This window comes from Lysinibacillus parviboronicapiens, from assembly GCF_003049605.2.
GTDB lineage: Bacteria > Bacillota > Bacilli > Bacillales_A > Planococcaceae > Lysinibacillus > Lysinibacillus parviboronicapiens.
Genome location: NZ_CP073713.1, coordinates 1786783 through 1800394, shown reverse-complemented (window position 1 = coordinate 1800394; position 13612 = coordinate 1786783). Strand labels below are relative to the sequence as shown.

Below are 13612 nucleotides of genomic sequence, written 5' to 3'. Positions count from 1 at the left end.
TAAATTAATTTTTTTGTAACACAATTTGTTTTAATACTTCATCTACGATTTGCTGAACCACTGCGTTATCCAAAGTCGGTTCTTGTGCCTTGATATTTTCTACTAGTGGTGTAATTTCGAACGCTGGTTTTGGTACTTCAACATCCTTAATGCCGTATGCCATGCGCTTGATATTCATTAAATGTCTAGCTGTAATGTTATCGGACGTTATATTGCCGCCAAATGTCCCACAGCCTAATGTGAAGGATGGAGCAAGGCCAGTCGTTCCTCCAACAGCACCGATGGATGAAAGCGTATTGACAACAATGCGTGACACAGGCAAATCAATGGCAAACTGCTCAGCTAAGGCTTCGTTTTCCGTATGAATTGCACAAGAATGTCCACGCCCACCAATATTCAATAAATCAATCATGACCTGTTTAGCCTCCGTACTTCCTTCTACTGTGTACAAGGCAAATATCGGAGAGAGCTTTTCAAGTGAAAATGGAATATTCTTCCCAATCATCGTTTCGACACCGACAAGTACTTTGGTGTCATCTGGCACCGTGATGCCAACCGAATCTGCTAAGCAGGATGCGGATTTCCCAACAATTTGTGGGTTGACTTTGCCGGGCACCGGTGAAATCATTTTCTCCATCTTCAATTTTTCTTCATCACTCAAAATATAAGCATGGTTTTTCTTTAACTCCGCCATGACTTGCTGTGCAATGCTGCGATCGACAATAATGGCCTGTTCTGTTGCACAAATGGTGCCATTATCAAATGACTTACTTTGTACAAGCTGACGCACGGCTTTTGCAATATTGGCGGATTTTTCGATATAGGCGGGCACATTGCCTGGACCTACCCCATAAGCGGGCTTGCCTGAGCTATAAGCCGCTTTCACCAACGCACCTCCACCAGTCGCTAATATTAAATGAATATTAGGATGCTTTAACAATTGCTGTGTTGCCTCCATCGACGACATCGTTAAACATTGCAGTAATCCTTCGGGTGCTCCTGCCTTTTCAGCAGCGATTCTACAAACATCCAAAGCTTCCTTCGTACATTTAACGGCATATGGGTGGGGACTTAACACAAGGCCATTTCTTGTTTTCAACGAAATAATCGTTTTAAAGATGGCTGTTGACGTCGGATTTGTCGTTGGCACAATGCCTGCAATAACCCCAAATGGGCTAGCAATTTCTGTAACTTTTTTCAGGCGATCGACACCAATAACCCCTACCGTCTTTAAATCTTTTATATCTTCATAAACATCTCTTGAAGCAACTTCATTTTTCATTTTCTTATGATTGGGTATGCCCATCCCTGTCTCTTGCACAGCCATTTTCGCCAATCGATCTGCCTCTTTAAAGGCTGCGTCTGCAACTGCCTTGACGATTGTATCTACTTGTTGCTGTGAAAATTGTAGGTAGGCAGCCTGTGCACTATTAGCACGGGTTACAGCATCTCTCATTTCTTGAATAGCTAATAAATCTTTATCTAATGTGGCCATAACGCCACCTCCTTTCTAAATCACTGGGTTTCTCGCCAAATTGTCAATGGCTTCCCTAAAAGCATCTGCTGCCGCTTGGCACGACGATTGACTACCACTTAATAAGCCACCACCAAAATTGGTTTCAGAAGGTGGGCCATAGAATACCTTGAGCTCTACATCTGCTGCCTTTAATGCGGCATCTAAGCCAACAACGGCTTCGAGCGGTGGTGCGATTAAGTAAGCAAGAGCTGTGCCCACTTTGACATTAGCCTGTTCAGCCAGATACGTTCCGCAACTCGCTACCGTATGCGCAAAAAGTGCATGCTGTTCATTGCCAAGAATCGCTTCAAAATACGTATCAAACTGTATTTTCTGCTGAATTGCCTCTAAACCACTGCGTATTTCATCTGGCGAGCTGCCTGCGATAATGCCAATCACTTCCCCAGATAACGGACCAGATGCATGCGCAGCACCTGCATAAAAGCTTTTCGCATAGACCACTTCGACATCTGCTTTTTTCGTTGCTTCGTCAAAGGCTACATAGCCAACATCATCAATGGTCAGCGTGACAATGCCAATGCTCGTGTGGTTCGGTTTTAAGGCTAATTGCTCGGCTAACTCGTTATTCACTCGAGGTATTATTTGCATGGCTAATAGTTGGGCCATTATTTTTTGAGGATTCAATGCGCATCACCTCTAACTTTCTTTTGCCACAAGACCAACACCACTTGCCTTGTACTGCAATATTTTTTCAACAACCGTTCCTAGATAAGCACCTGCCTCTAATGGCGGGATACCACCTTTATGGATGTTGGATATAACCATCCGATCTGCTTCTACTGTGCCAAATCTCGGCTTGTAGCAAAGATAGGCACTCATCGACTCAGCAGAGACAAGACCAGGCCGTTCGCCTATTAAATAAACAACTACCTCTGCTTGTAAAAGCTCGCCAATCTCATCCATTAGTGCCACTCGCCCTTTATCAATATAAAAGGTAGTTCCTATGTCAATATTTAAATTGCTTAAGCTCTGCTGTAAGGCTAAATAAACATCTTGGATATTGGCTTCAATTGCACTGGCACTTAAGCCATTCGAAATAATAATTTGGACTTGCGGATTATTTTGACATTTTGCTTGAATCAGTGCCTTTGATTCATCCGATAAACGGCGACCTAAATCCGGTCTTGTAATGTACTCCTCTTTGTCTGTTACTCTCGTTGTGACTTGGAAGACATTTAACTGCTTCAATAAATTGTCCGTCACTTCTCCATAGACCGCATCCACCGCAGCTGCATGATCGAGTCGAAACTTAAGCCATGTTTTCGTTTTAGGTCTAGTGCCTGCACGTCCAACCCCTATCCTTGCTGGTGTATGCTTTCTTGCGGCCTGTACACTTTCAGAGACGTTGTCATCTTCAAATTGAAATGTGGTGATAGGGGCTATACGGTCAGCCGGCTCACCAAAGCTTGGCTCATACGACTGTTGTGGCGTATGGGATGCATGGTTGTAAAGTTTAATCAATGTATCGTTAGGTGCTACAGTTGGCATTTCATGGGCAACATTGTCTGCATTCTCATCCAATTTACTTAGCGTTTCTTTTGATTTTTCGCTTGGCGTAACAGTATTTTTAGGAGCATCTGCTTTCGTACTCCCACCCATTTTTTCCATTACGAGTTGTGTTATCATCGATACTAATTGTTCATTCACGTTATTCACCTACCTTTCAAACAAAGATAAATCGCCTGCCCTCGCTGAAAGACGACCATTTTCATAAATCCCCATTTTTTCTAGCCACGCTAAATAGGCAGGGGTTGGCTTTTTGCCAAACGTTTGCAGCAATGTGGCTACATCGTGGAAGCTCATTGACTGGTAGTTCAGCATGACATCGTCTCCCATTGCCGCGGCAATGATAAAATTCACACCAGCCGCCGTTAGTAAAACGCTTAAATCCTCAATATCATTTTGGTCTGCTTTTATATGATTCGTATAACAAATATCGACGCCCATTGGGATGCCATGCATTTTGCCCATGAAATGATCTTCCAGACCAGCACGTATAACTTGCTTATTGTTGTATAAATACTCTGGGCCGATAAAACCAACAACCGTGTTGACGATATACGGATTAAAATGTCGGGCAAAGCCATAATTGCGTGATTCTAACGTGACTTGGTCAATGCCCATATGTGCTTCTGCGGAAAGCTCCGACCCCTGTCCCGTTTCAAAGTAAAATAAATTTGGCCCCGTACCAGTGCCTTGCTTTTTCACAAGCTCTTGTGCTTCTCTTATCATGTCAGCAGAAATACCGAACGAGCGATTCGCTATTTCTGTCCCAGCGATACTTTGGAAAATCATATCTGCTGGTGCCCCCTGCTTAATGGCCTTCATCTGTGTTGTAATATGTGCCAAGACACAGTTTTGCGTTGGAATCGACCAGTCATTGATGAAATCTTTCGTGGCATGCAAAACTTTTTTGACACTTTCTACTGAATCATCTACAGGGTTAATACCGATGACAGCATCGCCAATGCCATAAGACAAACCTTCTTTTAATGAGGCAATGATGCCATCAATATTGTCTGTCGGGTGATTTGGCTGTAAGCGGGAGGCCAGTGTACCCTTTTGTCCGATGGTACTATTACAGGTCGATAATATTTCTACTTTATTGGCCGCATGAACGAGATCTAAATTAGACATGAGCTTTGTCACAGCCGCAATAATTTCCGAATTCATGCCCTTACTTAAACGCTTTAACTCCCGATCACCTGTGTCATTCGACAAAATGTATTCTCGAAGTTGCTCAATGCTCCAGTTTTTAATTTCTCCATAGACTTGCTCATTGACGTCTTGTTCAATGATACGTGTAACTTCATCATTTTCTGGAGGAATTAGTGGATTTTCTCTAATGTCTTTTACTAATAGTTCACTTATTACTGCTTTTGCTGCAATTCGCTGTTGTACAGATTCGGCGGCGATCCCAGCTAGCTGATCGCCCGATTTTTCTTCGTTGGCCTTGGCCATGACATCTTTTAATGAATCAAAATTATATTTTTCTCCACCAAACATCATCGATAGTTTCACATTCATCCTCCTTTACTTTGAGTGGAATGCAAGTGTTTTGACAACAACAGGGACCACACCAGACGGTAGTACTTCCCCTATGTCGATATAATCACCTGTTTCTACTTTGATTTGATCGATGCAAATAATTGGGACAGTGCGATGAAGAGCTTGTATTGTTTGCCCTATGACCTTTGCATAATCTGATTGCATAACGATAATAATTGGCATTTCTTTGGAACTTCTTGCCGCTAATTGTTGCAAGATGACCTCACATAATCGATGGACATCTTGAAAACTTAAATAGGGTAAATGACTAAAATATAGGGCAAAAGGTGAGCGGTTCTCTTGTATTGAAAAAAGGGTGTCTGCTCTTTCTACAGCTGTTTTCACCACATGTTCAACCTCTTCCAATGGGCTATCCATATGGCAAGTAATAACAGGGACATTTTTTAATGGCAAAACATCGGCATTCACTTGAATCGTTGCACCACTAATTTCGGTTGTCTGTGTACATGCTCCGGTCACCGTTGCCCGTGACGTTTCCTGCGGTTTTAGCCATAAAAATGATTGTAGCTGCTCATGTTGCAACAGCATTTTCGCTAGTTTTTCGCCAATATCATCATACTGACGTTCACTACAATCATTTTCATAGAGACAAGCGGCAACCCCGCCGGAAAACATAATGGCATCTATCGGTTTATCCCAGTTGGGCAAATGCCCCAACAATAACGGATGCCGTTCATCTGTTAATTGCCCACTTAATGTCATTGCTAAAGTGTCTACCATTTCTTCCATACATCGAATGACACGCTTATCCTCTGCCGCATCACCAACGCTTAATGGATCGGGCCATATGTCCATTAATTTGCGAATGGGTGATGAAATCGATTGGACAACTCCATGATGAAATTCGATAAGTCGTCCACCGATATGTAATGTACATGTGCCAATGACTTCTCCAAATTGCATAACAGCAATATTTGCCGTCCCGCCACCGATATCAATATTGGCGATGACTTTCGCTGTATTCTTTGACTGCTGTAACGTGCCTGCACCTTTTGCTGCAATAATTCCTTCTAAATCAGGGCCAGCAGTGGCGACTAAAAAATGTCCCGCAGTGTTCGCGATAGCATGTATAACCTCGCTGGCATTTTGCTTTGTTGCGGATTCACCTGTGATAATAATTGCTCCGGTTGCAATATCTGCCGGTGCAATACCCGCCAGTTCATATTGCTGAAAAATAAACTGTTCTATTTTTTCCATATCAATTACTTCTTTGTTGATAAAGGGTGTTCTAATAATGGGACTTTGATGTAAAATCGTTTTTTCAATAATTTCTATTCGTGGCACATGTGTCAGTCCAGCTACGTTTTTTAGCAACAAACTACTGACAACCATCTTCGTTGTACTCGTTCCAATATCGATGCCTGCACTATAAATTTTCTCTGTCTTCAACTCACTTCACCTTCCATCCCCTATTGGCTATACATGAGATATGGACTATCACTATTGTTCACAAATTGGCGAATGTCTTCGTCACAATTGAGCTGAATCAGCGGTGCAATATACTCAATACCCAGCTTTTGCCATGCAGAGGTTTTTATGATAGGGCCATGTGTCATGACTTTTTTTAATAAGGTGGTGGCTCTCTCTACATCTGCAAGGGGTGCGTCAATTTTCGTAATGACGCCAATTTGTATTTTGGGAATCCCTAAGCTAAATTGCGGTGGGAAAACACTCCTTGATGACGTGGCATCTTGTAAATAGATGACATGTGTTACTTCGAGTGATGTCGCCATGATATTTCTGTAATACATTGGATTTTCAATATATTCTCCGGGTGTATCGACAATCCAGTCATCATAAACAAGTGCCTGTGTTTTATGGGCGAGTCCATCTTTCCCTAATAGTGCATTCATGAGCGTGGATTTCCCCGCCTGAACGCCGCCTATGATCATTACTCGATTTTTCATATGGCACATCCTAAGACTTCGTAATTTTTGATGGCGTATAGCCTAAGCTTTCCGATAAAAATCGATTTATCTCTAACATCGCCATTTCAACCTCAGACACACTACCCACAATAACCAGACTGCCAGTAAAACGATCTAAAAATCCTAGTCGTACATTTGCCGCCTTTGTCGCTAAATCACCCGCAATAATAACTGTTTCACTCGGTGTACAAGTCATAATACCTAGCGCACCCGCTTCTTGAATGCCCAGTTTTTGAAACATATCGGGATCAGGATTGGCGATTAGATGACTTAATGTTAGCTGTTTACCTGGAACGAACTCCTGAATAAAACGTTTTTTTTCTTCACTCACACATCATCACCTCTTCATCATTTTTGTCTTGCTATTCGGACTTTCGATCTGTTAAGTATTCGTCTGCTTTAATAATGCCCGCTTGACGATCCTCTTGTTCGAGCCTTAGGGCTGTTGGAACCGATAGTTTATAAGCTAGATAAATGGCAATAATACCTGCTAGTAGTTTCCCGGTAATAACCGGCAAGATAATCGTTGGTTGGAAATTCGCCGTAAACGATAAATGATCCCCTAGTAGGAAAGCCGCACAGACACCAAAGGCAATATTGATGACCTTATCTTTCGGTGGCATATCTCGAATAAGTGTGAACATCGCTAAAATATTGGCAATCGTCGCTAAAATACCAGCACTGCCTACAGAAGATAAACCTAATTTTTTACCAGCTGCTTCAAGCGGCACAGAAGCATATTTTCGAATTAAGTACACCATCGGGAACGCGCCCGCTAACATAATACCGATATACCCTGCTGTTTCTAATGCACGGAATTGATCGATTTCATCGGCCATGATTGGGTCAAAGCCCCACGCGCCAAAAATCTTAGTGAAAATGCCTGTGAAAATTTCCACGATGGAGAACACTAACACTAATTTAATCGCTGCATCCATCACACGTCCAAATAACATGAAACCTGTAATCATACCGTTTGGAATAAGCTTTAGACCAAGTGCAATCAACACGACAAATATAAACAGTGGCAATAAATTGATTAGTATTTGTAACACAGAGATGGCGAAAACATAGGTTGGAGCCTCTGTTGTACTAATTACTTCACGGACTTCCGTATTAAATAACACGATCATGATAGAAGAAATAAATGCACCAATCGGAATCGTTAATACACCAGCCATAATGCCTAGTGCCATATATTTATGATCACGCTTGTCCAACATCGCAAGCCCCATCGGAATAGAGAATACAATGGTTGCACCTGACATAAATCCGACAACCAAGGCCATAACCCAACCTTCATAGGATTCTTTCAAGGCATTGGCTAGCTGATAACCACCCATATCGGAGGCTAAAATAGTTGTTGCCGCAATGGCAGGATCTGCCCCAATCAACTCAAAAATAGGACTTATAAAATGACTAATAAACCAAGTTAAGTAAGGAATTGCAGCCATTATCCCTGCAGCTGGCACAAAAATATGGCCAACGGTATGGATGCCATTCATAAACTCTTTACCAATTCCATACTCTGCATCTCGAATTGCACCGATTGCCCCTAAAACAGCACAAATCATAATAATATAAACGATTACCGTTCCGATCATTGCCATCCTTCTAACCACCTCTCTTGTTTTTTATCTATATAAAAAAGACGCATTAAAGAAGAAATCTCTTTAAGCGTCTTTGCTTTAACTATTTACTTGTAGGGTATTTATATATCTCTCGGCAATGCGTACCATTTCCTGTTGCGTTTGCATACTCTCATTACGAATTTTCTTATAGGCCTCGTCCTCACTGAGGTTTTCTGCCTCCATCAGCAAGCCCTTTGCCCGTTCTATGATCTTTCGTTTCTCTATTTCGGTTTGAATATGCAACAATTCACCGTTTAAACGGTTGAATTTCTCAATTTGGTGAAAAGCAACCTCCAGCGCCGGAAGTACATTCTTCTCAGAAAACGGTTTCATGACATAACCAAGGATATTGTCTTGTTTCATGTAGAGTAATAATTCTTTTTCACTGTAGGCTGATATAAAAAGCACTGGTATACCGAGTTGCTGTTCAATGATTTTACTAGCTTTTAATCCATCCAGCTTCGGCATTTTAATGTCCATTAAGATTAGATGTGGCTTATAAGTAAAGGCCAGCTCTATCGCGGACTCTCCATTATTTGCCTGTGCTACGACCTCATAGCCATTATCTTCTAGCATAAATTTCAAGTCAATCGCAATGAGTGATTCATCTTCGACAATCATAACTTTCCTAGTCATTTACGATAAATACCTCCTCACTTACAGGAAACTGAATCTGAGTATGCGTACCTCTTTCACTAGGGACAATTGTAAATGTGCCTGCTAAATCATATTCAACGAGCCTTGTGATAATCTCCATTCCAAACGATGCTTTCACTTCCTGCATTCCAACGCCGTTGTCAGAAATATGGAGTGAAATAGTGGATTCGTTGTGAAAAAATTGAATGTCGATTATTCCTTCTGTACGACCAACAAATGCATATTTTAGTGCATTCTGTAGTAACTCACAGATGATGAGCGCAAGCGATACTGCTTTTTTGGAATGGCAAAATAATTGAATGTTTTCGTGATGAAAGGCTAATTGTATGGATGGTGAACTTGCTGTGCCAACCATTTTATGCCCAATCTTTTTAGACAATGCGATAACATCAACTTTTTCTTCCGCATTATCTTCATTTTCTAAAATAAGTTCATAGACAGATGAAATGCTATAAATTCGATTTAATGCCTCTTGAAACGCCGTGACATTTGATGCTGACAATTCATTACGCATTTGCAAGCGCAATAAACTCGTAACTGTTTGCAAATTATTTTTCACACGGTGGTGAATTTCTCGAATCGCAAACGTTTTCATCGTCAGTTCATTTTCTTTCAGCTTAAGCTCTGTAAGATCTTGAATGATGAGCAGTGTTACTTTGTCATTTTGATTGCGGATAGGTATTTTTTTTACGATAAAGGATTTACGGTCAAAGGTAATTTCTAAAAAAAATACATCATCACCTTCAGCATAGACCTCTTGTAAAAAAGGTAAAATCTTATCTAATGCAATCTGCTCAAAGGATTCTAATCCTGAAAGTTCGGATATAAAACGATAGCCGGCAGGATTGGTATAGATCACTTTGTTTTCATGATTTGTTAAAATAATCGATTCCACTAGCAAATCGGAAACAACTGGAATTGGCTGTAGATTTGGTGCTACGATATGCTCGATTAATGCAAATGGCATATTTTGAAAATCGTCTGGTTGTGTGAGCGTTTCCACTTGTTTTTCTTGAATCAACACAGCAATCACTTGCTGTAGCTCATTAAAGATTGGGATGACGTTTTGCTCAACCGTTAAGCCTTCCTGTGTAATAGCTCGTGGAATAGACGATTTTTCTCTATTTTTAAAAGCAGAAAAGACAGCTGGCTCAAAACTTTCAAAAACAAATTTTCCAATAACGGTTTTTTCATATAAACCATGTTGTTTCTTGGGGTAGGCCTCTGCCACGACAATTGCATGCGGTAAATTTTCCATCATGCAATCTATGAACATATAACAATCTGTCAATTCAGCATAGTACGATAGTGTAGCTTCAATCTCTATTAACTTCTCTATATCTGTTGCTGATAAGTTTGTATATTTTCTACACAATGATTGAATGTTCGACAGGTTTAAAACCCCCTATCACAAAAATAACCAACATTTAATTTGATTATTATAAATTTTCTTGTCATTATTATAAACCTTTTGCAAAAATATTTTCAATAAAAAAAATAATTTCTTTTACTAAAATAGATGCATTACTAAGGACTATATAGCTTAAAAGAGAAATATTCAACACTTTTTTAATCGAACCGTATATTTTTGCAACATTTTATTATTTTAATATAAAAAAAGTGATTCTGTGAAATTCACAAAATCACTTTTCCATGTTATTTAATTTCTGGACTTACAGCTAAAATATTCTCAAAAGATTGACGTTGTTTTGCTTCTTGTTCGTTCAGCAAAATATGAATATCTCCATGGTCATTGGACGTACGAATTAAACGCCCCATCCCTTGTTGTAATCGCAGTTGCATAAATGGTAATTCGACCTCTTCAAAAGCGTTTTCTGCAAAAGTACGCTTGGCATCAAATAATGGGTCATGTGGTGGGAATGGCAAATCATAAATAATGACGCGTGTTAGTGCTTCCTCCGGTAGGTCCAACCCTTCCCATAAATGATATGAGCATAATGTTCTAACAGTACCTTCTTGGAAATCGCGGACAATTGCAGAGAGCTCACGATCCCCTTCAAAAGCTATATACATTCGTTCCATAATTGGTAATTGTGCCTTAAAATCTAACATTGCCTGCTTTGATTTAAAGAGAATTAACGTTTTTTCACCATCTTTTAAAAGCTTTTGCACGCGTTCTGCTTTCTCCTGCTGAGATAGCTCGTGCAAGTAAATTTTCATCACTTCTTCATAGTCAAACGGTGAAGGAACAGAGAATGATTGGTAATTTCGGATTCCTAAACTATAGGCAATATAAGAAAAATCTTTATTCACCGATAATGTTGCAGAAGAAAATACGATTGGTAACTTTTTCGAGAATAGCTTTTCTTCTAAAACTTCGGTAATCAGACGTGGCATAATAACGAGTGTTTCTTCCCCATCTGTTTCCTCAAGCCAATCAACTGCATCACCTTGCGCTGTGAAAATGCGCAGGGATGCTTCGTATTGCTCTAGATATTCCTCTGCCATATTTAACTCATACTCTGGAATCATATACATTTCTGATTCAAAGACAAATTCTTCAAGTAATACTTCTACATCGGCAATTAATTGCTTGCCGTATGTTAATAGTGTCGCAGATTTATTGATACGTTTGCGCTCTTCTTCCGATGCTACGATATCGTCACGTAGCTGGTCGAAAAATAGTTCGTGATCGTCTTGTAATTTTTCCATTGCATACAATGTACGCTCACGCACACCATCTACCATTAAGCGCTCCAATAGTTGCACAATTGTTGTGGCCTGCACTTTATATGTCATAGCTTTTTGAGCAGCATATTCCAATAAATGGCCTTCATCTAGCACCATCATGGAAACTTCAGGTAGTAAAGCTAGCTGCCCTTCACGTTCACGTGATTCCTTTGTTGCTAAGTGTTCCATTAGGAAGTCTTGTGAGCAAATAATAAGATCTGTTGATTTACGATAATGTGCACGGTGAAGCGTTTGACCACATCGATTTCGCAGATCACAAACTGAACATTGCATAATCGAGTTATAATTTACTTTTTGCCAATCCTCGTCACTAACCGTTGGATAATCACTGCGATCTCCGTATGGTTGCACAGCAATCATCGAGCCTTGTGCGTACACGCCATCAGGAATCGAGAACGCAATATCATCAATCCATTCGTCCGTTTCCACCTTTTCGGCTTCCTCAAAACGTTTTAAACACAAATATTGGTCACGAGATTTTGCTAAGCGCACATCGATATCCAATCCGAGTGTTTTTTGTAATTTATAAATATCGCCGCCCTCTTTAACAAGCTGGTCGATTAATGTTTCATCTGCACAGGCAATCAGTGCCGGTTTTCCTGTATAACGTGCATACGATACAGCTGGCAGTAAATAAGCGATTGTTTTTCCTGTCCCTACGCCGGCTTCAGCAAATAGCACGCTTTTCTCTTTTAAGGCCTGCTCAATTTGATAGGCCATGAAAATTTGCTCATCACGGCATTCAAAGCCCTTTTCTGGTAGTTCATCATAAAGGACATCTCCCATCCAGTCACCTAGTGACTCGAAAAATGAGCGATCCTTCGTTAATACAAATGGTAAAGATTTACGCAATTGACGTTCCCCCTCTTACAATCTGCTCCTATTATACGCGACGAAACGGAAGATAAGAAAAAATCTCACCTTCCGTTAGCTACATAGTCACTCTTTTTTTGACTTTTGTCCCCAGAATTGATAATAATTCGTTTCGATAAAGCCATTGAATAATTTACGTTTCTTCGTCGATTGGCGACCATATAATTCTTCAAAGTTTTTCATTGAGGACAACATGTACACAGACCAAGTTGGGTAATTTTTCATGACCTGACCTAAATCGCGAATCACTTGTTCCACAACTTCAACATCACCAATACGCTCTCCATATGGTGGATTACCTATCATAACACCGTCTGTTAGCTGGGAAGTAAAATCACGTGCTTGCATTTGCTTGAACGTAATAATGTCGCCAAAGCCTGCTTCTAGTGCATTTTCTTGGGCAATGCTCACCATGCGATGGTCAATGTCCGAACCGATAATTTCAAGTGGTTGGTCATAATTCGCTAGGCTATCTGCCTCATCACGTGCCGCATCCCAAATTTTAGCCTTCATCCATGGCCAGTCTTCTGAGATGAATTCACGGTTATAGCCTGGTGCAATATTTTGTCCGAACATTGCTGCTTCTAAAGTAATTGTCCCTGAGCCGCAAAATGGATCAACAAAAGGACGATTTGGATTCCATTTTGAAATTTGAACAAGAGCCGCCGCTAATGTTTCTTTCAGCGGTGCTTCCCCTTGTACTTGACGGTAGCCACGTTTATGTAAGCCAGCGCCAGATGTATCAAGTGTCAGTGTAGCCACATCTTTCAAAATTGAAACTTCAATTTTATAAGTCGCACCAGATTCATCTAAAAATCCAAGACGTTTATAATGCTGTTTCATGCGTTCAACAATTGCTTTTTTTGTAATAGCTTGACAATCTGGTACACTAAATAATTTTGATTTTACTGATTTCCCGGATACCGGAAACGCCGCATCCACGGGTAAATATTTTTCCCAAGGTAGTGCTTTTACACTTTCAAACAATTGCTCGAAAGATGTTGCAGGGAATTGTCCCACAACGATTTTCACACGATCAGCCACGCGCAACCATAAGTTTGTGCGGGCAATGGCCGTTTCATCACCTTCAAAATAAACCTTGCCATTGTCGACTGTCGTTTCATATCCTAATGCCTGTACTTCTTGTGCCACAATGGCCTCTAAGCCCATTGCTGAAGTTGCTACTAATTTATAATTTGCCATAC

General features: G+C 40.5%; 12 protein-coding genes. All 12 read right to left on the bottom strand.

Annotation, left to right across the window (positions count from 1 at the left end):
* Positions 1–4: 4 nt before the first annotated feature.
* The gene (locus C9J31_RS08485) at positions 5–1495 is read right to left on the bottom strand and encodes an aldehyde dehydrogenase family protein (RefSeq protein ID WP_107948193.1); all 1491 of its coding nucleotides are present in this window, start codon (positions 1493–1495) and stop codon (positions 5–7) included.
* A 15-nt stretch (positions 1496–1510) separates the two neighbouring features.
* A complete protein-coding gene (gene eutL / locus C9J31_RS08480; RefSeq protein WP_107924254.1) occupies positions 1511–2161 on the bottom strand; it encodes an ethanolamine utilization microcompartment protein EutL in 651 nt (216 codons plus the stop codon).
* A 12-nt stretch (positions 2162–2173) separates the two neighbouring features.
* Positions 2174–3184 (bottom strand): ethanolamine ammonia-lyase subunit EutC, encoded by a 1011-nt coding sequence (gene eutC, locus C9J31_RS08475; RefSeq protein ID WP_107948195.1) that lies wholly within the window; start codon positions 3182–3184, stop codon positions 2174–2176.
* Between the two features lie 9 nt (positions 3185–3193).
* Positions 3194–4564 carry an ethanolamine ammonia-lyase subunit EutB gene (locus tag C9J31_RS08470; protein WP_107948197.1) on the bottom strand — a complete coding sequence of 457 codons (1371 nt, stop codon included), beginning with the start codon at positions 4562–4564 and terminating at the stop codon, positions 3194–3196.
* A gap of 6 nt (positions 4565–4570) precedes the next feature.
* Complete coding sequence (locus C9J31_RS08465) at positions 4571–5995, bottom strand: ethanolamine ammonia-lyase reactivating factor EutA (RefSeq protein ID WP_107948199.1); 1425 nt, start codon at positions 5993–5995, stop codon at positions 4571–4573.
* A gap of 20 nt (positions 5996–6015) precedes the next feature.
* A complete protein-coding gene (locus C9J31_RS08460; protein ID WP_107948201.1) occupies positions 6016–6513 on the bottom strand; it encodes a EutP/PduV family microcompartment system protein in 498 nt (165 codons plus the stop codon).
* 10 nt (positions 6514–6523) lie between these two features.
* The gene (gene eutS, locus C9J31_RS08455) at positions 6524–6865 is read right to left on the bottom strand and encodes an ethanolamine utilization microcompartment protein EutS (protein WP_107924249.1); all 342 of its coding nucleotides are present in this window, start codon (positions 6863–6865) and stop codon (positions 6524–6526) included.
* Between the two features lie 31 nt (positions 6866–6896).
* On the bottom strand, positions 6897–8144 hold the full coding sequence (gene eutH, locus C9J31_RS08450) for an ethanolamine utilization protein EutH (protein ID WP_107924248.1): 1248 nt from the start codon (positions 8142–8144) through the stop codon (positions 6897–6899).
* A gap of 78 nt (positions 8145–8222) precedes the next feature.
* Positions 8223–8801 carry an ANTAR domain-containing response regulator gene (locus C9J31_RS08445; protein WP_054767538.1) on the bottom strand — a complete coding sequence of 193 codons (579 nt, stop codon included), beginning with the start codon at positions 8799–8801 and terminating at the stop codon, positions 8223–8225.
* Positions 8794–10197: a histidine kinase N-terminal domain-containing protein gene (locus C9J31_RS08440; RefSeq protein WP_107948202.1), complete on the bottom strand. Its 1404-nt coding sequence runs from the start codon at positions 10195–10197 to the stop codon at positions 8794–8796. Before C9J31_RS08440 ends, C9J31_RS08445 begins: the two co-directional genes overlap by 8 nt.
* A gap of 281 nt (positions 10198–10478) precedes the next feature.
* Entirely contained in the window at positions 10479–12386 is a 1908-nt protein-coding gene (locus tag C9J31_RS08435) for an ATP-dependent DNA helicase (RefSeq protein ID WP_107924246.1), read from the bottom strand.
* 87 nt (positions 12387–12473) lie between these two features.
* The gene (locus C9J31_RS08430; RefSeq protein WP_107948204.1) at positions 12474–13610 is read right to left on the bottom strand and encodes a THUMP domain-containing class I SAM-dependent RNA methyltransferase; all 1137 of its coding nucleotides are present in this window, start codon (positions 13608–13610) and stop codon (positions 12474–12476) included.
* Positions 13611–13612: the final 2 nt, after the last annotated feature.